This is a genomic window from Pseudomonas sp. NFPP28, from assembly GCF_900115535.1.
Lineage (GTDB): Bacteria > Pseudomonadota > Gammaproteobacteria > Pseudomonadales > Pseudomonadaceae > Aquipseudomonas > Aquipseudomonas extremorientalis.
Genome location: NZ_FOWT01000006.1, coordinates 144,457 through 166,660, shown reverse-complemented (window position 1 = coordinate 166,660; position 22,204 = coordinate 144,457). Strand labels below are relative to the sequence as shown.

At 60.6% G+C, this 22,204-nt stretch carries 20 protein-coding genes; 5 read left to right on the top strand and 15 right to left on the bottom strand.

The features are described from left to right. Positions 1 to 68: 68 nt before the first annotated feature. The gene (gene treR, locus BM110_RS17220) at positions 69 to 773 is read left to right on the top strand and encodes a trehalose operon repressor (RefSeq protein WP_093513880.1); all 705 of its coding nucleotides are present in this window, start codon (positions 69 to 71) and stop codon (positions 771 to 773) included. A gap of 74 nt (positions 774 to 847) precedes the next feature. Here treR and guaA read toward each other — a convergent pair whose 3' ends face one another. The 4 genes from guaA to BM110_RS17200 all read right to left on the bottom strand — a co-directional run bounded on the left by guaA (position 848) and on the right by BM110_RS17200 (position 5,521). Beyond that, complete coding sequence (gene guaA, locus BM110_RS17215) at positions 848 to 2,425, bottom strand: glutamine-hydrolyzing GMP synthase (protein ID WP_092249186.1); 1,578 nt, start codon at positions 2,423 to 2,425, stop codon at positions 848 to 850. Positions 2,426 to 2,505: 80 nt separating this feature from the next. Beyond that, positions 2,506 to 3,975, bottom strand: coding sequence for an IMP dehydrogenase (gene guaB, locus BM110_RS17210; RefSeq protein ID WP_010207937.1), 1,470 nt, complete (start codon positions 3,973 to 3,975; stop codon positions 2,506 to 2,508). A gap of 104 nt (positions 3,976 to 4,079) precedes the next feature. After that, positions 4,080 to 4,628, bottom strand: coding sequence for a sugar ABC transporter ATPase (locus tag BM110_RS17205; RefSeq protein WP_093128416.1), 549 nt, complete (start codon positions 4,626 to 4,628; stop codon positions 4,080 to 4,082). 125 nt (positions 4,629 to 4,753) lie between these two features. Beyond that, positions 4,754 to 5,521, bottom strand: a complete 768-nt coding sequence (locus BM110_RS17200) for a sulfite exporter TauE/SafE family protein (RefSeq protein ID WP_071489258.1) — start codon at positions 5,519 to 5,521, stop codon at positions 4,754 to 4,756. A gap of 99 nt (positions 5,522 to 5,620) precedes the next feature. Between BM110_RS17200 and BM110_RS17195 the strand changes: the two genes are divergently transcribed. From BM110_RS17195 to leuA, 4 genes are all read left to right on the top strand, one after another. Then, a complete protein-coding gene (locus BM110_RS17195) occupies positions 5,621 to 6,511 on the top strand; it encodes a LysR family transcriptional regulator (RefSeq protein WP_093513879.1) in 891 nt (296 codons plus the stop codon). A gap of 10 nt (positions 6,512 to 6,521) precedes the next feature. Next, positions 6,522 to 7,901 carry an exodeoxyribonuclease VII large subunit gene (gene xseA, locus BM110_RS17190; RefSeq protein ID WP_093513878.1) on the top strand — a complete coding sequence of 460 codons (1,380 nt, stop codon included), beginning with the start codon at positions 6,522 to 6,524 and terminating at the stop codon, positions 7,899 to 7,901. A 3-nt stretch (positions 7,902 to 7,904) separates the two neighbouring features. Next, positions 7,905 to 8,726: a M23 family metallopeptidase gene (locus BM110_RS17185; protein WP_093513877.1), complete on the top strand. Its 822-nt coding sequence runs from the start codon at positions 7,905 to 7,907 to the stop codon at positions 8,724 to 8,726. A gap of 324 nt (positions 8,727 to 9,050) precedes the next feature. Then, positions 9,051 to 10,730 carry a 2-isopropylmalate synthase gene (gene leuA, locus BM110_RS17175; RefSeq protein ID WP_071489254.1) on the top strand — a complete coding sequence of 560 codons (1,680 nt, stop codon included), beginning with the start codon at positions 9,051 to 9,053 and terminating at the stop codon, positions 10,728 to 10,730. Positions 10,731 to 10,894: 164 nt separating this feature from the next. Here leuA and BM110_RS17170 read toward each other — a convergent pair whose 3' ends face one another. The 11 genes from BM110_RS17170 to ndk all read right to left on the bottom strand — a co-directional run bounded on the left by BM110_RS17170 (position 10,895) and on the right by ndk (position 22,150). After that, positions 10,895 to 11,686 carry an amidohydrolase gene (locus BM110_RS17170; RefSeq protein WP_071489517.1) on the bottom strand — a complete coding sequence of 264 codons (792 nt, stop codon included), beginning with the start codon at positions 11,684 to 11,686 and terminating at the stop codon, positions 10,895 to 10,897. After that, on the bottom strand, positions 11,674 to 12,822 hold the full coding sequence (locus BM110_RS17165; protein WP_093513876.1) for a pyridoxal phosphate-dependent aminotransferase: 1,149 nt from the start codon (positions 12,820 to 12,822) through the stop codon (positions 11,674 to 11,676). The genes BM110_RS17170 and BM110_RS17165 overlap by 13 nt, the downstream gene beginning before the upstream one ends. A 128-nt stretch (positions 12,823 to 12,950) precedes the next feature. Then, entirely contained in the window at positions 12,951 to 14,420 is a 1,470-nt protein-coding gene (der, locus tag BM110_RS17160; RefSeq protein ID WP_058423368.1) for a ribosome biogenesis GTPase Der, read from the bottom strand. A gap of 134 nt (positions 14,421 to 14,554) precedes the next feature. After that, positions 14,555 to 15,706: an outer membrane protein assembly factor BamB gene (bamB, locus tag BM110_RS17155; RefSeq protein ID WP_071489252.1), complete on the bottom strand. Its 1,152-nt coding sequence runs from the start codon at positions 15,704 to 15,706 to the stop codon at positions 14,555 to 14,557. Further along, positions 15,699 to 16,340, bottom strand: a complete 642-nt coding sequence (locus BM110_RS17150) for a YfgM family protein (RefSeq protein ID WP_032890712.1) — start codon at positions 16,338 to 16,340, stop codon at positions 15,699 to 15,701. Before BM110_RS17150 ends, bamB begins: the two co-directional genes overlap by 8 nt. A 41-nt stretch (positions 16,341 to 16,381) precedes the next feature. Beyond that, complete coding sequence (gene hisS / locus BM110_RS17145) at positions 16,382 to 17,671, bottom strand: histidine--tRNA ligase (RefSeq protein WP_092249206.1); 1,290 nt, start codon at positions 17,669 to 17,671, stop codon at positions 16,382 to 16,384. Between the two features lie 21 nt (positions 17,672 to 17,692). Continuing rightward, positions 17,693 to 18,802, bottom strand: coding sequence for a flavodoxin-dependent (E)-4-hydroxy-3-methylbut-2-enyl-diphosphate synthase (gene ispG / locus BM110_RS17140; RefSeq protein ID WP_071489250.1), 1,110 nt, complete (start codon positions 18,800 to 18,802; stop codon positions 17,693 to 17,695). Positions 18,803 to 18,804: 2 nt separating this feature from the next. Beyond that, positions 18,805 to 19,776: a RodZ domain-containing protein gene (locus BM110_RS17135; protein WP_092249209.1), complete on the bottom strand. Its 972-nt coding sequence runs from the start codon at positions 19,774 to 19,776 to the stop codon at positions 18,805 to 18,807. Next, positions 19,776 to 20,534 carry a type IV pilus biogenesis/stability protein PilW gene (pilW, locus tag BM110_RS17130; protein ID WP_093128403.1) on the bottom strand — a complete coding sequence of 253 codons (759 nt, stop codon included), beginning with the start codon at positions 20,532 to 20,534 and terminating at the stop codon, positions 19,776 to 19,778. The genes BM110_RS17135 and pilW overlap by 1 nt, the downstream gene beginning before the upstream one ends. A 12-nt stretch (positions 20,535 to 20,546) precedes the next feature. After that, the gene (gene rlmN / locus BM110_RS17125; protein WP_071489247.1) at positions 20,547 to 21,695 is read right to left on the bottom strand and encodes a dual-specificity RNA methyltransferase RlmN; all 1,149 of its coding nucleotides are present in this window, start codon (positions 21,693 to 21,695) and stop codon (positions 20,547 to 20,549) included. Positions 21,696 to 21,724: 29 nt separating this feature from the next. Further along, entirely contained in the window at positions 21,725 to 22,150 is a 426-nt protein-coding gene (gene ndk / locus BM110_RS17120) for a nucleoside-diphosphate kinase (protein ID WP_003175956.1), read from the bottom strand. Between the last annotated feature and the right edge of the window lie 54 nt (positions 22,151 to 22,204).

Below are 22,204 nucleotides of genomic sequence, written 5' to 3'. Positions count from 1 at the left end.
ATGGACAAACCGCCTCTCTGCCACTAAGGTTCCTGCCTTGACCGCAACCCCGGCAAAGAGCCATCCCCATGAGCAAATACAACCAGATCTATACGGATCTGCTTGCCAGCATCACCACTGAACGCCTGCAACGCGGCACGCGCCTCCCCTCCGAAACCGAACTGATGGACAGCTACCAGGCCAGCCGAGGCACCGTGCGTCGCGCCATCGAGCAGTTGCAGGAGCGCGGGTTTGCGCAAAAGATCCACGGCAAGGGCACGTTCGTGTTGTCGCCCAACCCGATCGAGTTCCAATTGGGCGGCATCGTCAGCTTCCACGAAACCCATGCCGACCTGGGCGACGACGTACGCACCGAAGTGGTCGAATTCACTCAGTTCCCACTGGAAGGCTCACTGCTACAACACATCGAAGCCGAACCCGGCACCCTGATCACCCGCATCAAACGGGTACGGCGCATCGGCGGCAAACGGGTGATCCTCGACATCAACCACTTCGTGGCCGACGTGATCCCCGGCCTGGACCGCTCGATTGCCGAACAGTCGATCTACGCGTTTATCGAACAGACGTTGCAGCTGCAAATCGCCTACGCCCAACGCACCATCGAAGCCCTGCCGCGCGGCAAGGACGACCAGACACACCTCGACCTCGAAGGTCAGAGCCATGTGATAGTGGTAAGTAACCAGACGTTTTTGCAGGACGGGCGGCAGTTCGAGTACACCGAGTCGCGGCATACGTTGGATAAGTTTTACTTTTCGGATATTGCGCGGCGGTAAACAAACACCAAAAGCACAAAACCCCGGCACATGACCGGGGTTTTGTTATTCAACGCTCACCTGCTACCGCAGGATCACTCCCACTCAATCGTCGCCGGCGGCTTGCTCGACACGTCATACGTCACGCGCGAAATGCCTTCGATCTCATTGATAATACGGCCACTGACGGTCTCCAGCAGTTCGTATGGCAGGTGCGCCCAACGGGCGGTCATGAAGTCGATGGTTTCCACCGCACGCAGGGCCACGACCCATGCGTAACGACGGCCGTCACCGACCACGCCAACCGATTTCACCGGCTGGAACACCACGAACGCCTGGCTGACTTTGTGGTACCAGTCGGCCTTGCGCAGTTCTTCGATAAAGATGTGGTCGGCGCGACGCAGCAGGTCGGCGTATTCCTTCTTCACTTCACCGAGGATCCGCACGCCCAGGCCCGGGCCCGGGAATGGGTGGCGGTAGACCATGTCGTACGGCAGGCCCAGTTCCAGGCCCAAGCGGCGGACTTCGTCCTTGAACAGTTCGCGCAGCGGTTCGACCAGCTTGAGGTTCATTTCCTCCGGCAGGCCACCCACGTTGTGGTGGGACTTGATCACGTGGGCCTTGCCGCTCTTGGCGCCGGCCGACTCGATCACGTCGGGGTAGATGGTGCCCTGGGCGAGGTACTTGATGTTGTCCAGTTTGCTGGACTGGGCATCGAACACGTCGATGAAGGTGCGGCCGATGATCTTGCGCTTCTTCTCCGGGTCGGACTCGCCGGCCAGGTTGTTGAGGAACTGGTCCTCGGCGTTGGCGCGGATCACCTTGACGCCCATGTTCTCGGCGAACATGGCCATCACCTGCTCGCCTTCGTGCAGGCGCAGCAGGCCGTTGTCGACGAATACGCAAGTCAGCTGGTCGCCGATGGCTTTGTGCAGCAGGGCTGCGACCACGGAGGAGTCAACACCGCCGGACAGGCCGAGCAGGACGTTATCGGTGCCGACCTGGGCGCGAACCTGGGCGATGGCATCTTCAGCAATCTTGGACGGGGTCCACAGGGCCTCACACTCGCAGATGTCGAGGATGAAGCGCGACAGGATGCGGCCGCCTTGCTTGGTGTGGGTCACTTCCGGGTGGAACTGCACGCCGTAGTAGCGGCGCTCGTCGCTGAACATGCCGGCGATCGGGCAGCTCGGGGTGCTGGCCAGGATGTGAAAGTCCTGCGGCATTTTGGTGACCTTGTCACCATGGCTCATCCATACGTCGAGGCCGAACAGGCCGTCGGCGTCGACGTGGTCTTCGATGCCGTCCAGCAGGCGGCTCTTGCCGACCACGTCGACACGGGCATAACCGAATTCACGCAGCTCGGAACCTTCAACCTTGCCGCCCAGTTGCTCGGCCATGGTCTGCATGCCGTAGCAGATACCGAAGACCGGTACGCCCAGGTCGAATACCGCTTGCGGGCAACGCGGGCTGTTGGCTTCGTGCACGGACTCGGGGCCACCGGCGAGGATGACGCCTTTCGGTGCGAATTCGCGGATCGCTTCGTCGTCCATGTCGAACGGATGCAGTTCGCAGTACACGCCGATTTCGCGCACGCGGCGGGCGATCAGCTGGGTGTACTGGGAACCGAAATCGAGGATCAGGATGCGGTGGGCGTGAATGTCGAGGGCCATGAAGTCAGTCTCGTCTAATGAATCAGAAACAACTCGGGGCTGAAGAACAGCCCCGGTTACTTAACATTTTGCTGGAAGCCTCAACCTACGCGGTAGTTTGGCGCTTCCTTGGTGATCTGCACGTCGTGGACATGGGATTCAGCCATGCCGGCGCCGGTGATCCGTACGAACTCTGGCTTGGTGCGCATTTCTTCGATGTCGGCGCTGCCGGTGTAGCCCATCGAGGAACGCAGGCCGCCCATCAGTTGATGGATGATCGCGCTCAGGGTGCCTTTGTAAGGAACACGGCCCTCGATGCCTTCCGGGACGAGCTTCTCGGCGCCTGCCGAGGAGTCCTGGAAGTAACGGTCGGAAGAACCTTGCGCCTGGGACATGGCGCCCAGCGAACCCATGCCACGGTAAGCCTTGTAGGAACGACCCTGGAACAGTTCGATCTCGCCTGGCGCTTCTTCGGTACCGGCGAACATCGAGCCCATCATCACGCAGGAAGCACCGGCTACGATGGCCTTGGACAGGTCACCGGAGAAACGGATGCCGCCGTCGGCGATCAACGGAACGCCGGTGCCTTCAAGGGCTGCGGCGACGTTGGCGATGGCGCTGATTTGCGGCACGCCGACACCGGCGACGATACGGGTGGTGCAGATCGAGCCAGGGCCGATACCGACCTTGACCGCATCGGCGCCCGCTTCGGCCAGGGCCTTGGCGGCTGCGCCGGTGGCGATATTGCCGCCGATCACCTGTACTTCAGGGAAGTTCTGCTTGACCCAGCGCACGCGGTCGATCACGCCTTTGGAGTGGCCGTGGGCGGTGTCGACCACCACCACGTCAACGCCGGCAGCGACCAGGGCCGAAACACGGTCGCCGGTATCTTTACCGGTACCGACGGCGGCACCAACGCGCAGACGACCTTGATCGTCCTTGCTGGCCAGCGGGTAAGCCTTGGCTTTTTCGATGTCGTTGACGGTCATCATGCCTTTGAGGGCGAATTTGTCGTCGACGATCAGCACGCGCTCGATGCGGTGCTTGTGCAGCAGCTCGCGCACATCGTTCTTGTCGGCGCCTTCCTTGACAGTGACCAGACGCTCTTTGGGCGTCATCACTTCACGGACGGTGACTTCAAGACGGTTCTCGAAACGTACGTCACGGGAAGTGACGATACCGACCAGGTCGCCATCGTGCAGTACCGGAACGCCGGAGATGTTGTGCAGGCGGGTCAGGTCGAACAGGTCGCGCACGGTGGCGTCGGCTTCGATGGTGATCGGATCTTTCACCACGCCGGCTTCGTAACGCTTGACCTTGCGCACTTCGGCAGCTTGCTGCTCGATGGTCATGTTCTTGTGGATGATGCCGATGCCGCCTTCCTGAGCCATGGCGATGGCCAGACGGGCTTCGGTGACGGTGTCCATGGCAGCGGAAACCAGGGGAATATTCAGCTCGATGCCACGGGTTAGGCGGGTCTTGAGACTGACTTCGTTAGGAAGCACCTCGGAATAACCGGGCACTAGGAGAATGTCGTCGAATGTCAGAGCTTCTTGGCTGATACGCAGCATCGCGGGGGCTCCCGAGCGGGAAAATGGAAGCGCGCCATTATATACATGCACCCTGTCGGGCTCAATGTAAAACTCTGACAAACTTGGGAATACTGATAGAAGGGTTACAACTCGACTTTGACCCAACTCATCTTCTGGTCCAGCCAATCGGCGAATTCGTCGATAAAACTTTGCTTGAACCCTGCCTCCGCCCAGTTGTTGAAGATAAATCCCAGGTTGGAAAACCCGCACTCCTGCAGGAACAGGAACCCGTTGATGTCGTCTTCATACCCACACAGCGGGCAGGTGAAGTTGTCGGTGTGGCCGGGCATCCAGTCTTCCAGGCTTTCGAACAGCGCTTCGCCGACTTCCTTGCGGCATTGCGGGCAACCGGCTTCTTCGAGAAAGCCCTTGGCCGGCGTGTAGATGCAGCGCTTGTAGATGATCTCCAGGCCATTGATCGGTTCGTTGAACGGCAGTGCCTGCGGGTAAAGCACCACGGCGCGGGCGCCATCGGCCAGGGCGTAGCCCATGCGGTTGCCGGTGCGGCCACAGGTGGTCAGCTCTTCCTTGATGATGTTCTTGCGCACCAGCCAGCGCACGATCGCCCGGGCGCGGGGTTCGTGGACGGGCAAGGTGGAGATTTTCGGGACAAGGATGCTTTGGGAATTCATGGGAGTCCTGCGGTGTGGCGTCTGGCGTCATCGGGAGCAAGCCCCCTCTCACATTTTGGGGCGGGTGAGGGCTTGCCCCCGAAGAGGCCGTGAAGGCAGGCAGCTTAATCCCTGAAAAAAACAGGTCAAGTACTCAAATACCGCCCGATCAATGCAATGCCGCTGGCCAGCACCAACCACGTCACCAACCGCACAAACGCCTCACGCGACATACGCATCGTCAACCGGCGCCCACACCACAGCCCCATGGCCATCGCCGGCAACAGGCACAGCGCCAACATCAGCAGCGGCAGGTCCGCGTACACCCCGGCAATCAGGAACAGGCTCAAGCGCACCACCGTGCTGCAACTGATCAACGCACTCTGGGTGGCGCGCGCCGCGTCTTTGGGGAGACGGCTATTCAGATAGATCGCATAGAGAAAGCCGCCACTGCCAAACAACGCACCAAACAATCCGCCCACCGTGCCCATGGGTATTGACCACCCGGCAGCGAGCTGCGTCGGCCGCGCCTTCACCGCCAGGCTATAGATCGCATAGGCACTGATAAACAGGCCCATCAACAACAGCAACAGGTCCGAATGCAGGTTGAGCAAAAACACCACGCCAAGTGTGCAGCCAATCGCCATGCACGGCAGCAAGCGCAGCAGCTCCGGCTTGTTCACATCGCGCCGCGACTGCAGCAGGTTGCCAAACGCCGCGACAAAATCCAGCAACACCAACAGCGGGATGATCTTCGACAACGGCATGAACAGGATCAGCAGCGGCCCCGCCACCAACGCGGTGCCAAATCCCGCGATACCGAACACGATATAGGCCACGACGATGCCCAGGCCGATCACCAGCCAATCCATCCCGCCAAACGACCACTGACTCATCAGCTCAACCGGGCTCATGGGGTATTCCTTGCAAGAGATGGCCATCACTTTAGCCATCGGTGAGGGATGCGACTAATATCTTCGAAACCCTCTACCTATCTCGAAAAGGCATGACGTGTGATATCCACCCGCCAACTGCGGTACTTCGTCGAAATCGCCGACAGCGGCAGCTTCAGTGCCGCCGCCGAGCGCCTGTTTGTGGCGCAGTCAGCCTTGAGCCGACAGATCAAGGAGCTGGAGACCCAGCTGAAAACCCCGTTGTTCGAGCGCACCGCACGTCAACCGCGCCTTACGGCCGCGGGTGAGGCCTTCTATCCGCGGGCCCGCAACCTGCTGAGTGAACTACTCAAGGCCTGCGAACTGGCGACCCAAGTGGGCAATGGCGAACTGGGCACACTGCGCCTGAGCCATTCGAGCACTGTGCCGATGAGCGGCCCTTTGCTGCAGGGCATCAGCGCTTGGCTGGAACGCTGCCCTGGGGTGTCGATGGATATCGTCAAACTGTCCTCCGAAGCGCAGCTGGAAGAAATCGCCGACGGTCGCCTTGAGGTAGGCGTACTGCGCTTGCCGGTGCTGCGCCAGCGCGAGGGGGTTCGGGTGATACCTTTGTATAACGAGCAACTGTTGCTGGCCGTACCGCCCAACCATGCGTTAGCGCGTAGTCAGGCGCCCATCGAGCTAGGGCAATTGAAGGACGAAGCGTTTATTTCAATACCCCACCCCCAGCGCGGCGGCTTGAGCTATCTGTCAGCCGAGTTGTGCATGCGTGCCGGATTTTTCCCCAAGGCCGCGCGAGTGATGTCGCGCAAGACCACCCAGCTGCAACTGATCCAGGCAGGCTTTGGTATTGCCTTGTTACCAAAATCCATGCAGGACATCGCCCCCGCCAACGTGCACTTTTTGCCCCTGGCCGACCCGGACTGCCTCAGCACCGTGGCCCTGGCCTGCGCACAGGCGCCGAGCGCGCTGGTGGAGCAATTCTGCCAAACCTTGCACGAATGCCTATAAACTGCCGCCCATGATTAAAGATCCTTTTGCCCGTCTGGGCCTGGACCGCGAAGTCCTGACTGTCAGCCAGCTCAACGGCCGTGCGCGGGTGTTGCTGGAAGACGTGTTCACCAATATCTGGGTCGAAGGCGAGATCTCCAACCTCGCCCGCCCGGCTTCCGGTCATGTGTATTTCACCCTCAAGGACAGCGGCGCCCAGGTGCGTTGCGCGTTGTTTCGCAACAACGCTGCACGGGTGCGCCAGGCGCTGAAGGATGGCCTGGCGGTGAAAGTGCGCGGCAAGGTCTCACTGTTCGAGGGACGGGGCGATTACCAACTGATCCTCGATACCGTGGAGCCGGCCGGTGATGGGGCGTTGCGCCTGGCGTTCGATGCGCTGAAGGAAAAGCTCAGCGCCGAAGGCCTGTTCAGTGCCGAGCGCAAGGTGCCGCTGCCGGCGCATCCTCGACGCATCGGCATTATCAGCTCGCCGACCGGCGCGGTGATCCGCGACATCATCAGTGTGTTCCGCCGCCGTGCGCCCAACATTGAACTGACCCTGATCCCCACCGCCGTGCAAGGCCGCGAAGCGATCCCGCAGATTGTGCGCGCGTTGAAACTCGCGGATGCCCGTGGCTTCGATGCGCTGATCCTGGCCCGTGGCGGCGGCTCGCTGGAAGACCTCTGGTGCTTCAACGAGGAAGCCGTGGCCCGTGCGGTGGACGCCTGCGTCACACCGATCGTCAGCGCCGTCGGGCATGAGACCGATGTGTCGATCAGCGACTTCGTGGCAGACGTGCGCGCTCCTACGCCCTCCGCCGCAGCCGAACTGCTCGCGCCAGATGCCAGCCACCTGGTGCGCCAGGTCGAAAACCTGCACCGCCGCCTGGTGCTGCTGATGCGCAATCGCCTGAGCCACGACCGCCTGCGCCTGGAAGGCATGGCCCGGCGCCTGCGTCACCCCGGCGAACGCCTGCGCCAGCAAGCCCAGCGCCTGGACGACCTTGACATGCGCCTGCGCCGCGCCTTCGAGCGCAACCTCAATACCCGCCGTGAACGCCTGATCCGCCTGGAAACGCGCCTTGCCGGCCAGCACCCGGGTCGCCAACTGGCACTGCTGCGCCAGCGCCTGGACAGCCTCGCCGAACGCCTGCCCCGCGCCATGCGCGAAGGCCTCAAGGCGCGGCGCCTGCAACTGCAAAGCCAGATGCAGACGCTGCATGTGGTCAGCCCGTTGGCGACCCTGGGCCGTGGCTACAGCATCCTGCTGGACGAGCGCGGACAGGCTATTCGCAATGCCGCGCAGACCCACACCGGCCAGCGCCTGACCGCGCGCCTCGGTGAGGGCCAATTGCAGGTGCGGGTGGAAGACAACCACCTGACACCCGTCACCCTTTCGTTATTGGATTGATCAATGCCACGTCTCTTCAGTGTGTTGATGCTGCTGTGCCTTGCCTTTAACGCGCAGGCCGACAGCTACATTTCCCGCACCCTCAACAAGCCCGTGCCTGGCGGGGTTGCCGTGGTCGAACTCGGTCCTTCCGCTGCCGCGCCCAAAGCCACGTACCAGGGCAAGCCTGTACTGGTGGTGAAAGAAGCGGACACCTGGCTGGCGATTGTCGGTATTCCGTTGACGGTCAAGCCGGGCAATGAGCGCATCAGCAGCGGCGGGCGCAACCTGCCGTTTATCGTCGGCTACAAAAAGTACCCGGAACAGCGCATCACCCTGAAAAACAAAAGCCAGGTAAACCCTGACCCGGCGCAGCTCAAGCGCATCGAAAGCGAATTGGCAGTGCAGCTCAAGGCCTACCGCAGTTTCAGCCCTAACCTGCCGAGCAACCTGGTGCTGGACAAACCGGTGAACGGGCCGCTGTCGAGCAAGTTTGGCGTGCGGCGGTTCTTCAACGGTGAAGAGCGCAACCCCCATTCTGGCCTGGACTTTGCCGTGCCGGCCGGTACGCCGATCAAAACGCCGGCCAATGGCAAAGTGATTCTTGTGGGCAACTACTTCTTCAACGGTAACACCGTGTTCGTCGACCATGGCCAAGGCTTTATCAGCATGTTCTGCCACATGTCGAAGATCGACGTGAAAGTGGGCGATCAGCTCACACGCGGCGCAGTGGTGGGCAAGGTCGGCTCGACTGGTCGGGCGACCGGGCCGCACATGCATTGGAACGTCAGCCTGAATGATGCGCGGGTTGATCCGGCGATCTTTATCGGCGCGTTCCAACCCTGAAAGGCTCGATTGCGCGCTCGACAACGGGCGCGCAATTAAATCCAGCCGCCAGACCATCTTCAGGCAATAAATCTCGTTTCACAGGTCAATAACAGAAGTTCTCTCAATTTTTAGCGACTGCTTGCCATCTTTCACCCCGGCAGTTAGGGTTGAGCCTATGAAAACCTCTCACACCCTCATTCAGCTCCGCCAGCACCGCAGCCTGTGCCTCGTCAGCGCACGACTGCCAGGCTGAATCGATCTGCCTCGTCTTTACGTTTTATCCCTAAAAACAGTTCTACGGCAGGCCGCCTTTTCTCGGCCCCTACAACAAAGGATTTCCCGATGAGCATGCTCAAAGACCCGTCTTCGAAGTACCGCGCGTTCCCGACCATCGATATCCCGGACCGCACCTGGCCATCGAAGACCATCACCGAAGCGCCGATCTGGTGCAGCTCCGACCTGCGTGATGGCAATCAGTCGCTGATCGAGCCGATGGACGCAGTGAAAAAGCTGCGTTTCTGGAAGACCCTGGTCGCCGTCGGCGTGAAAGAAATCGAAGCCTCGTTCCCCGCTGCCTCGCAAACCGACTTCGACTTCGTGCGCACCCTGATCGAAGACGGCCACATCCCCGAGGACACCACCATCCAGGTGCTGACCCAGGGCCGTGAAGACTTGATCGCACGCACCTTCGAATCCCTGCGCGGCGCCAAGAAGGCCATCGTGCACCTGTACAACGCCACGTCGCCGTCCTTCCGCCGCATTGTGTTCAACCAGGACAAGGAAGGCATCAAGGCCATCGCGGTCAACGCGGCCAAGCTGTTCGTCAAATACGCTGCCCAGCAGCCGGAAACCCAGTGGACCTTCGAATACTCCCCGGAGACTTTCAGTGCCACCGAGCTGGAATTCGCCAAGGAAGTCTGTGACGCGGTGATCGAGGTGTGGAACCCGACGCCTGAGCACAAGATGATCCTCAACCTGCCGGCCACTGTGGAGTGCGCCACGCCGAACATCTATGCCGACCAGATCGAGTGGTTCGGTCGCCATATCAACCGTCGGGACAGTGTGATCATCAGTCTGCACACCCACAATGACCGTGGCACCGGCGTAGCGGCTACCGAGTTGGGCCTGATGGCCGGCGCCGACCGTGTCGAAGGCTGCCTGTTCGGCAACGGCGAGCGTACCGGCAACGTCGACCTGGTCACCGTGGCACTGAACATGTATACCCAGGGCCTCGACCCGCAGCTGGACTTCTCCGACATCGACGGCGTGCGCAAAGTCGTCGAGGAGTGCAACCAGATTCAGGTTCACCCACGTCACCCGTACGTCGGCGACCTGGTGCACACCGCGTTCTCCGGCTCTCACCAGGACGCGATCCGCAAGGGCTTCGCCCAGCAGAAAGACGATGCGCTGTGGGAAGTGCCGTACCTGCCGATCGACCCGGCCGACATCGGTCGCAGCTACGAGGCTGTGATTCGCGTGAACAGCCAGTCGGGCAAAGGCGGCATCGCCTACCTGCTGGAACAGGAATACGACATCAGCTTGCCACGTCGTATGCAGATCGAATTCAGCCAGGTGGTACAGGCCGAAACCGACCGCGTGGGCCTTGAGATGACTGCACCGCAGATCTACGCCTTGCTGCAGCGCGAATACCTGCAAGCCAATACCCCGTATGCGCTGGTCAGCCATCGCCTGCAGGAAGAAAACGGCAACAGTTTTGTCGAGGTGGAAGTCTCGGGCAAGGGCCAGGGCGAAACCAACCTGCACTGGAAAGGCAAAGGCAACGGCGCCCTGGAAGCGTTGGTGGCCGGCTTGCCGATTGGCGTGGAGATCATGGACTACAACGAACATGCGATCGGTGCGGGCACCAACGCCAAGGCGGCGGCCTACATCGAACTGCGTGTGAACGGTGAGCGTCCGGTACATGGCGTGGGCATTGATGAAAACATCACCACGGCCAGTTTCAAGGCGCTGTTCAGCGCGCTGAACCGTTCGTTGAGCCAGTTGGCAGCGAAGGCGGCATAAGCAGTCTGCTTAAAATGTGAAAGGCCCCTGGATATGAGTCCTGGGGCCTTTTTTTTGGTTTTTTGTGGTCTGTGAGGGCCTCATCGGGGGCAAGCCCCCTCCCACACTTTAATTTGTGAATACATTCAAAATGTGGGAGGGGGCTTGCCCCCGATAGCGGTCTGTCAGACAAACTGGAAAGTATCGGCATCCAGGTTCGCCGGAAACCGCGTGCGGTACGCCGCCAGCTCTGCTGCATCCAGATTGACCTGGAACACCCCATCCGCCTCCCCCGCACTCAGCAGGGTCTCGCCCTGGAAGTCCAACACCTGGCTGTCCCCGGTGTAGGCAAAGCCCTTCCCATCCGTGCCCACCCGATTCACCGCCGCCACATAGCACAGGTTTTCAATCGCCCGCGCCGGCAGCAGTCGGTTCCAGTGCGAGCGCCGCGCCCCCGGCCAGTTGGCGGTGTACAGCAGCAGGTCGGTGTCCTGGGCATCGCGGCTCCACACCGGGAAGCGCAGGTCGTAGCAAATCAACGGGCGAATACGCCAGCCTTTCACTTCGAACTGCACCTGGCGCTCACCGGGGGTGTAGTGGTTGTGCTCGCCGGCCATGCGGAACAGGTGGCGCTTGTCGTAATGCAACACCTCGCCATCCGGCCGTGCCCACAGCAGGCGGTTGCGGTGGCTGCCGTCGGCAGCCTGGATGATCACGCTACCGGTGATGACGGCGTTGTACTTCGCGGCCTGTGCCTGTAGCCAACGGTGGGTCGGGCCGTTCTCGGGTTCGGCGAGGGTCGCAGATTCCATGGAAAAACCGGTGGTGAACATCTCCGGTAATACGATCAGATCGGCACCTTGCGCCTGTTCCAACAATAACTCGAAGTGCTCAAGGTTCGCCTGGCGGTCGTGCCAGGCCAGGCTGGTCTGGACCAGGGCGATGTTCAGGTTCGGCAGTGCACTCAGATCACGCATAGTTTTTCAGCCGCTTGTTGCAGCGTTTCCTCGCGTTTGGCAAAGCACAGGCGCACCAGGCGCTGGCCTTGGGGTGGGGTCTGGTAGAACACCGAGACCGGAATCGTCGCCACGCCATGCTCGCGGGTCATCCACAGTGACATGGCGACGTCATCCAGGTCCGGGCGGATCTGTGAGTAATCCACCAGTTGGAAGTAGGTGCCGGTCACTGGGGTGAAGCTGAAGCGCGATGGCACCAGCAGGTCGCAGAACAGATCGCGCTTGGCCTGATAGAACGCTGGCAACTCGTCGACATGCTCCGGGTGTTCTGCCATGAAATCGGCCAATGCGTACTGCAGCGGGGTTACACCACAGAAATTGACGTATTGATGCACCTTGCGCAGTTCAGCGGTGAGGGCCGGCGGCGCGACGACGTAGCCGGTTTTCCAACCGGTGACGTGGTAAGTCTTGCCGAAGGAACTGACCACGAACGCACGCTGATACAGCTCATCGTGGGCCAGCACACTGACGTGGGGCACACCGTCAAATACCAGGTGCTCGTAGACTTCATCGCTGACCAGGTAGATGTCACGGTCGCGGATCAGTTCGGCCAACTGGTCCAGTTCGGCGCGGCTGATCAGCGCGCCGGTCGGGTTGTGTGGGGAATTGAGGACGATCATCCGCGTACGCGGTGACAGCGCCGCCTTGATCTTCTCGAAGTCCAGCGCGAAGCCATCCAGGCTCAGTTGCACGTGCACGCAACGGCCGCCGGCCAGCTCCACCGAAGGCTCGTAGCTGTCGTAGCTGGGGTCTAACACGATGACTTCATCACCCTGGCGAATCACCGCCTGGATCGCACAGAAGATCGCCTCGGTAGCACCAGGGGTAATGGTCACTTCAGTGTCCGCATTGACCGTGGCGCCATAGCTACGGGCGATCTTGGCGGCTACCTGCTGGCGCAGCACCGGCAGGCCGGTCATGGGCGCGTATTGGTTGTGCCCGAGAGCGATATGCTTGCCCACCGCATCGAGCAAACCCTGGGGGCCATTGAAGTCCGGAAAGCCCTGGGACAGGTTCAGCGCACCGGTTTCGGCGGCGAGTTGCGACATGGTGGTGAAAATGGTCGTGCCGACATTCGGCAGCTTGCTGGTGATCATGGGAGCCCCCTTCGGGTGAGCTACAAGTTTTAAGCTGCAAGCCGCAAGCAGGTCAAGGGGCAAACCACCAGGCACAAAAAAGGGCTCCAAAGGAGCCCTCTCTTGCAGCTGACAACTTGAAGCTGTCGTTACTTCTTATCGCGGCGCTTCTTGTCGGCCTTCTTGTGGTGAGTCATCAAACGACGCTTCTTGTTCACCTGACGGTCAGTCAGTGTGTTCTTGTTGCCTTCGTATGGGTTCTCGCCACCCTTGAACTCGATACGGATCGGCGTACCGACCAGTTTCAAGACACGGCGGTAGGTGTTTTCCAGGTAACGCACATAGGACTTCGGCACCTTCTCGATCTGGTTACCGTGAATCACGATAATCGGCGGGTTGGCACCACCCAAGTGGGCGTAACGCAGTTTGATCCGGCGATTGTTGACCATCGGCGGCGCGTGCTCGCCAACCGCATCTTCCAGGATCTGGGTGAGGCGGTTGGTCGGCCAGCGGGTCACTGCGGACTTGAACGAGTTCTGCACGGAAGCGTACAGGTTGCCCACGCCGGTGCCGTGCAGTGCCGAGATGAAGTGGATGTCGGCGAACTCGACGAAGAACAGGCGACGTTGCAGCTCGACCTTGACGAAGTCGCGCTCGCTCGGCGTCATGCCGTCCCACTTGTTGATCGCGATCACCAGGGCACGACCGGCCTCCAGGGCAAAGCCCAGGAGGTTGAGGTCGTGGTCCACCACACCCTCGCGGGCGTCCATCACGAAGATCACCACGTTGGCGTCTTTGATCGCCTGCAGGGTTTTGACCACCGAGAACTTTTCGACTTCCTCGTGGATCTTGCCGCGCTTGCGCACACCGGCGGTATCGATCAGCGTGTACTTTTCCTCGTTACGTTCGAACGGGATGTAGATGCTGTCGCGGGTGGTGCCGGGCTGGTCATAGACGATGACCCGGTCTTCACCGAGCATGCGGTTGACCAGGGTCGACTTGCCGACGTTGGGACGACCGATGATAGCGATCTTGATACCGTCTTTTTCGCTCGGGCCAGGAATGCGCTTGGCTTCCTCACCTTCGGCAACGATTTCCTCTTCGCCCTCTTCCTCCTCGACGTCATCCTTGGGGAAATCGCGCAGGGCAATTTCCAGCATCTGGGTGATACCACGACCGTGGGCACCTGCGACCGGGATCGCATCGCCCAGGCCCATCGGGCTGAATTCGGCACGGGCAGCTTCAGGATCGATGTTGTCGATCTTGTTCGCGACCAGATAGGAACGCTTGTTGCGCTTGCGCAGGTGCTCGCCAATCATCTGGTCGGCAGCGGTGTAGCCCGCACGGGCGTCCACCAGGAACAACACGACATCGGCTTCTTCAATGGCCAGCAGCGACTGCTCGGCCATCTTTTCGTCCATGCCATGCTCGTCACCGGAGATACCACCGGTGTCGACGATAATGTAGGAGCGCCCTTGCCACTTTGCCTCACCGTATTGGCGATCACGGGTCAGACCGGACAAGTCGCCGACGATGGCGTCGCGAGTCCTGGTCAGGCGGTTGAACAAGGTGGACTTGCCGACGTTAGGTCGGCCCACCAGGGCGATTACGGGAACCATGCGGCTCTCCACTTCGTTATTTCAGAAAATACAAAAGCCGCTGCAGGGCAGCGGCTGGTGCTCGGGGCAGCATAATCAAATGCCGCATGCCCCGCCTGAGCGGGGCCGCCTGGGTATTACCCCAAGCATAGTTCTTACTTGATGGTCAGGGCTTCCAGCTTGCCGCTGTTGCCATACACATAAAGCATGTTACCCACCACCAGCGGACGCGCACGCAGGCCGTCGCTGTCGATACGCTCACGACCGACGAAACGACCGTCCACCTGGCTCAACAGGTGCAGGTAGCCTTCGAAGTCGCCGACCGCGACATAACTGGAGAACACTTCCGGTGCCGACAACTGGCGGCGCGCCAGGGAATCGTTGCTCCACAGTGCCGTGGTGGAACGCTCGTCGACACTTTCAACGGTGCCGGACGCCAGGCTGACGTAGACGCTGCCAAACCCTTGGGCGACACCGGCGTAGCTGGAAGCATCACGCTGCCAGTTGACGCGGCCGCTCTGCAGGTCCAGTGCCGCAACACGGCCCTGGTAAGTGGCGACGTAGAGGGTTTCACCCGACAGCAGCAGGCCGCCATCGATGTCCACCACGCGGTCCAGTTCGGAACGACCTTGCGGGATGGCCACACGGGTTTCCCAGGCCGGCACGCCGTTCTGGGTATCCAGGGCGACCACTTTACCGGTCGACAGGCCTGCAACGGCCAGATTGTTGGTCACAATCGGACCACTGGTACCACGCAACGTCAGCACCGCCGGGGTGCTGTCGTACAACCAACGCTGTTCGCCGGTGCTGGCGTCAAGGCCGATCACACGGTCATCCTGGGTTTGCACCACGACGATATCGCCGTTGGTGGCAGGCGGTGCGAGCACTTCACTGGTCACGCGAGCGCGCCATTTCTCTTCACCGGTGCTGGAATCCAACGCCACGACTTCGCCCTTGAGCGTGCCGAGCAAGACCATGCCGTAACCTACGCCTACGGCGCCGGATACCGGAATTTCGAGGTCTTTCTTCCACTTCACGTCGCCGTTCATGCGATCCATGGAAATGACGACGCCGGTCACGTCGGCGGCGACGATATTTTCACCGTCGATAGCCGGTACCAGCATGTTGTAGGTTTCACCCTGGCCGTCACCGATGGAGCGGCTCCACTGCTTTTGCAGGACCACTTCTTCCTTGAAGCTGGTCAGCTCCGCAGGCGGCAGTTCTTTTTTACTGTTGCTGCTGCAACCCGCGGCCAGAATGGCCAGAGCCAGCAATGCTGCATGTTTCCAACGGATCACGTCACGCATCCCCTTTGGCCAAGTCGTCCAGCTTGATTTGTAAGCCACCGACCGCCGCTTCATCAGACAGCGCCGCCTTGGCTTTCTTGTACGCAGCATTGGCTTCGTCGGTACGACCCAATTGGACCAACAGGTCGCCCTTGAGCTCTTCGCGAGTGGCTACAAATGCCTTGTCAGCATCGCCGTCGAGCAGTTTGAGTGCTTCGTCAGCCTTGTTCTGTGCCGCCAGTACCTGGGCCAGGCGCTGACGTGCGATTTCACCCAGGGTCGGGTTGGTCGGCTTGTCGGCGATGGCCTTCAACTCAGCGGCGGCGTCGTCCAGCTTGCCGGTGTCGACCGCGACCTTCGCGACGAACAGGCTGCCGTATTGGGCGTAGGTGCTACCGCCGAATTCGTTCTTCAGCTTACCGGCCAGGTCTGCAACCTGCGCAGGGTCGGGCTTGCCGTCCGGCGTCAGGGTGGTTTCCAGCAATTGCTGATAGAGGATCGAGGCGCCTTGGGACTGGTTGGCCTGATACTTGGTCCAGGCCTGCCAGCCGAACACCACCACTAAAGCCAGCAGACCGCCAGTAACCAGGGGCTTGCCGTTGCGCTGCCACCAGTCCTTGAACTCGGCCAGTTGCTCATCATCAGTACTCGACACCCCAATACTCCTTAATCGCTAAATTCGGCTGTTCGACAGCTTCAACCCTGCACGACGCAGGTGGCCAAGTGCGCAGCGAGCGCATCAAAGGCAATGTTCTGTTGCTCACCCTGGCCACGCAGGGGTTTGAAACCTATCACTTGCTGGGCCAGTTCGTCTTCGCCGAGGATCAGTGCATACAGCGCACCGCTCTTGTCGGCCTTCTTGAACTGGCTCTTGAAGCTGCCGGCGCCGGCGTTGACCTGCAGGCGCAGGTTCGGCAGTTGATCGCGTACTTGTTCGCTCAGGGCCAGGGCAGCCAGTTCAGCGGCCTCGCCAAAGGCGCACAGGTACACATCCACCTGGCGGGAGATCTCTTCCGGGACCTGCTCCAGGGTTTCCAGCAGCAGGATCAGCCGCTCGATGCCCATGGCAAAACCCACGCCGGTGGTCGGCTTGCCGCCCATCTGCTCGACCAGGCCGTCGTAGCGGCCACCGGCACACACGGTGCCCTGGGCACCAAGCTTGTCGGTGACCCACTCAAAGACCGTCTTGCTGTAGTAATCGAGGCCACGCACCAACTTTGGATTGATGACGTAAGGAATACCGGCTGCCTCCAGGCGAGCCTTGAGGCCCTCGAAGTGGATGCGGGATTCGTCGTCCAGGTAATCGGCCATTTTCGGCGCGTTGACCAGCACGGCCTGGGTGTCGGCGTTCTTGGTATCCAGGACGCGCAACGGGTTGGTTTTCAGACGGCGCTGGCTGTCTTCGTCCAACTTGTCCAGGTGGGCGGACAGGTACTCGACCAGGGCCACGCGATAGCGGCCCCGGGACTCGCTGGTGCCCAGGCTGTTGAGCTCAAGCTTGACCGCGTCGCGGATGCCCAGCAGGCCCCACAGACGCCAGGTCAGCACGATCAGCTCGGCGTCGATGTCCGGACCGTCGAGGTTGAACACCTCCAGGCCGATCTGGTGGAACTGGCGATAGCGACCTTTCTGCGGGCGCTCGTGGCGGAACATCGGGCCGATGTACCACAGCTTCTGTGGCTGGCCGCCACCGGTGAGACCATGTTCGAGTACGGCGCGCACGCACGCGGCAGTGCCTTCCGGACGCAGGGTCAGGGAGTCGCCGTTGCGGTCCTCAAAGGTGTACATCTCTTTTTCGACGATGTCGGTCACTTCACCGATGGAGCGCTTGAACAGCTCGGTGAACTCGACGATCGGCATGCGGATCTGCTTGTAACCGTAGTTATCCAGCAGGCGCGCAACAGTGCCCTCGAAGTAGCGCCACAGCGGCGTCTGCTCCGGAAGGATGTCGTTCATGCCACGAATGGCTTGCAGAGACTTGCTCACATCAAATCCTTAAATTCGTTCTTAGCCGCGCGCGATCAGCGCTGCGTCAGCCGCGACCTTTTCGGCCGCTTTCTCGCGGATCAGTCTTTCGAGGTCATCCACCAGATTGTCATTCGTCAACTTATGCGACGGTTTGCCGTCGATGTAGATCAGGTTCGGTGAGCCGCCGGTCAGGCCGATGTGCGCCTCTTTGGCTTCACCCGGACCGTTGACCACGCATCCGATCACCGCAACATCCAGCGGCACCAGCAGGTCTTCGAGGCGTCCTTCCAGTTCGTTCATGGTTTTCACCACGTCGAAGTTCTGCCGCGAGCAGCTCGGGCAGGCAATGAAGTTGATGCCTCGGGAACGCAAACGCAGGGATTTGAGAATGTCGTAACCGACTTTCACTTCCTCTACGGGGTCTGCCGCCAGGGAGATGCGGATAGTATCGCCAATCCCTTCGGCGAGCAGCATACCGAGACCCACCGCAGATTTCACTGTGCCTGAGCGTAAACCGCCGGCTTCAGTGATACCCAGGTGCAACGGCTGCACGATCTCCTTGGCCAGCAGGCGGTAGGCTTCTACCGCCATGAACACGTCGGAGGCCTTTACGCTGACCTTGTAGTCCTGGAAATTCAGGCGCTCAAGGTGTTCGACGTGGCGCAGCGCGGATTCAACCAGCGCGGCCGGGGTCGGCTCGCCGTATTTCTTTTGCAGGTCTTTTTCCAGGGAACCGGCGTTGACGCCGATGCGGATCGGAATGCCGCGATCGCGAGCAGCATCCACCACCGCACGCACACGGGCTTCGCTGCCGATGTTGCCCGGGTTGATACGCAGGCAGTCCACGCCCAGCTCGGCCACGCGCAAGGCGATCTTGTGGTCGAAGTGAATGTCGGCAACCAACGGCACCTTGACCTGTTGCTTGATGCGACCAAAGGCCTCGGCAGCATCCATGTCCGGCACGGAAACGCGCACGATGTCCACGCCAGCGGCTTCCAGGCGGTTGATCTGGGCAACGGTGGCGGCCACGTCATTGGTGTCGCTGTTGGTCATGCTCTGTACGGCGATGGGGGCGTCGCCACCCACCGGCACCGAGCCGACCCAGATTTTGCGCGATACGCGACGTTTGATTGGAGATTCGCCGTGCATGACTATTGTCCCAACTTCAGGCGAGCGGTCTCGCCGGTGGTGAACGGCGCTACGTCCACAGGCTGGCCGTTGTAGGCCACTTGCGCGCCACGGGCAAAGCCCAGACGCAGCGTCAAAGGAGGCTTGCCGCCCTGGTCGAGCGTATCTCCCTTACGCTTCAGACCGCTAAACAGCACTTTGCCATTGCCGTCGGTGACTTGCGTCCAGCAGTCGGCGACGAAGGTAATCTGTACGCGGCCATCACCGGCGATCAACGCTGGGGTGGTAGGTGGCGAAATCGCTGCCGGGGCGGTCTGGGCCTGAGTCGCTGGCGCCTGTACAGGAGCGGCCGGGGTGTGGGCCGGAGCGGCAGGCGTCGCGGGAGCCGGTGCGACAGCGGTCGCGGCAGGCGGGGTTTCCGGTGCAGGCTGCTCAGTGGCAAGCGGCGCTTCAGGCGTGGTCTGGCCTTCTGCTACAGCCTGGTCTTCCGGCTCGTCCAGCGGATGAATCTGGGTGGTGCCGTCGGCGCTTTCGACTTCGACGTGCTCCATGGCGTTGCTGGTCAGGTCCTTGGTGCGCTGGGAGGTCTGGTCTTGCCACCAGACAAAACCGCCACCAATGACAGCGATCAGCAGCAGCAGGCTGACAATTCGCAAAATCGTGTGGGAAACCCGCACCGGCTCTTCGATGCGACCCAAGCCATGCACATTGCTGCCCTGGGAGTCGGTGCCGGTGAACTGGTCGAATTCCTGGACCAAAACTGCCTGGTCGATCCCCAGCAGCTTGGCGTAGGCACGGATATAGCCGCGGGCGAAGGTATGCCCAGGCAGCTTATCGAACGCGCCAGCTTCCAGGTTGCCCAGGGATGTAGTGGTCAAATTGAGCTTGAGGGCCACTTCCGCCAGCGACCAACCATTGCTTTCGCGGGCCTGACGCAAGGTGTCGCCTGGGTTTACGCGATTAGCTGCTACAACTTCCGGGTGCGCCGCTTTCATCATTGCTCCGACAGGTATTGCTGATATTCCGGCGTACCGGGATAGAGTCGTTCGAGTTGTTGGCCAAAACGTGCGGCCTTGTCGCGTTCTTCATGAACCGTCGCCAGTCGCACACCGAGCAATAGACTACGTGCATTTTGCCCGCTGAGCAGGCTAAAACGTTCGTAATAGTCACGTGCCGGCACATAATGCCTGTCATCAAAGGATATCTCAGCCATTTCGAGCAATGCCCGAGGCTGACGACCGTTCAAATGCAGGGCTTTTTCCAGTTGCCGGCGAGCATTGTCGCGCTGGCCGAGGCGGATCGAGGTGACCCCAAGGTTCTCGAACACCCGCGAACGCTCAGGATAGAGGGTATCGGCGCTGGCTTGCTGGAAATAAAGGGCGGCCTGCTCATAACGTTCCTGCGCAAACAGGAAACTGCCGTAGTTGTTCAGCAGCCGCGGATCGGCAGGGCGTGCGGCCAGGGCCTTGTGGAAATAGCGGTCAGCCAGTTCAGGCTCGGCCTGGGCCTGGAACACCAGGGCCAGTGCGGCATTGGCATCGGCGTCGTGGCTGTCCAGCTCAAGGGCCTTCTTCAACGGCACCTTGGCCTGCTCGCTCATGCCTTGTTGCAGGTAACCCAAGCCCAGTTGCACATAGGCAACTCGCGCCTCATCACGGCCTTTACCGGTTTGCAAAGGGCTGTCATGGCCCGATGAAACACAACCGGCCGCAAGACCGGTAAAAAGTAAAAGCAGCGCAAGGCGCAAGGGCATAGAGTTCCTCTCTCAGATTCGATTCACAGCGATCAGCGGCAAATCGTCGGCGGCGTTCACTTCGCGTCCGGCGATATAGCGCTCGCTGCGGCGGGTGCGGTCCATCACCTGCCCGACCAATTGGCCACAGGCGGCGTCGATGTCTTCACCACGGGTGGTGCGGACGGTGACGTTGTAGCCGGCCTGGTGCAGTTGATCCTGGAAACGACGGATGGCGTTATTGCTCGGCCGCTCGTAGCCGGAATGTGGAAACGGGTTGAACGGAATCAGGTTGATCTTGCACGGGGTGTCCTTGAGCAACTCGATCATCTCGACCGCGTGCTCAACCTTGTCATTGATGTCCTTGAGCAAGGTGTACTCGATGGTCAGCACGCGCTTTTCGCCCAGGGACGACATATAACGCTGGCAAGATTCGAGCAGCATCTTAAGCGGATACTTCTTGTTGATTGGCACCAATTGGTTACGCAATGCGTCATTGGGTGCGTGCAGCGACAACGCCAGGGAGACGTCGATGTGCTTGGACAGCTCATCGATCATCGGCACCACGCCGGAGGTGGACAGGGTTACACGGCGCTTGGAGATGCCGTAGCCCAGGTCGTCCATCATCAGGTGCATGGCCGAAACCACGTTGTCGAAGTTCAGCAGCGGCTCACCCATGCCCATCATCACCACGTTGGTGATGGCACGGTCGACGGTCGCCGGGACGCTGCCAAAGGATTTGTTGGCAATCCACACCTGGCCGATCACTTCGGCGGCGGTGAGGTTGCTATTGAAGCCTTGCTTGCCGGTGGAGCAGAAACTGCAGTCCAGGGCACAGCCTGCCTGGGACGAAACGCACAAGGTGCCGCGTTTGCCCTGGGGAATGTACACGGTCTCGACACAGCTGCCGGACGCAACGCGCACCACCCATTTACGGGTGCCGTCGCTGGAGATGTCCTCGCTGACCACTTCCGGACCACGTACCTCGGCAATGGCCTTGAGCTTGTCGCGCAGGGCCTTGCTGACGTTCGTCATGGCGTCGAAATCATCGACGCCAAAGTGGTGAATCCATTTCATTACCTGACCGGCACGGAAACGCTTCTCCCCGATTGAGTCGAAGAATTTCTCCATTTCCGGCTGGGTCAGCCCCAGCAGGTTGGTTTTTACAGTCGATGTCGTCATGGATTCACCCTCACTCTTTAAGCCGATGCTTAGCGAGCGGTTACTTCAGTAGCGGCGAAGAAGTACGAGATTTCGCGAGCAGCAGCGGCTTCGGAGTCCGAACCGTGTACAGCGTTGGCGTCGATGGACTCGGCGAAGTCAGCACGGATGGTGCCGGCAGCGGCTTCTTTAGGGTTGGTAGCGCCCATCAGCTCACGGTTCAGAGCGATAGCGTTTTCGCCTTCCAGAACCTGAACAACAACAGGACCGGAGATCATGAAGGCAACCAGGTCGCCGAAGAAGCCACGAGCGCTGTGCTCAGCGTAGAAGCCTTCAGCTTCAGCCTTGGACAGTTGCTTGAGTTTCGAAGCTACAACCTTCAGGCCGGCTTTTTCGAAACGAGTGGTGATCTCGCCGATGACGTTTTTTGCAACAGCGTCAGGCTTGATGATGGAGAAAGTACGTTGAACAGCCATGGTGTAACTCCAGAAACGGTAATTTACGAAAAATTAAACCCGCGAATTATACGC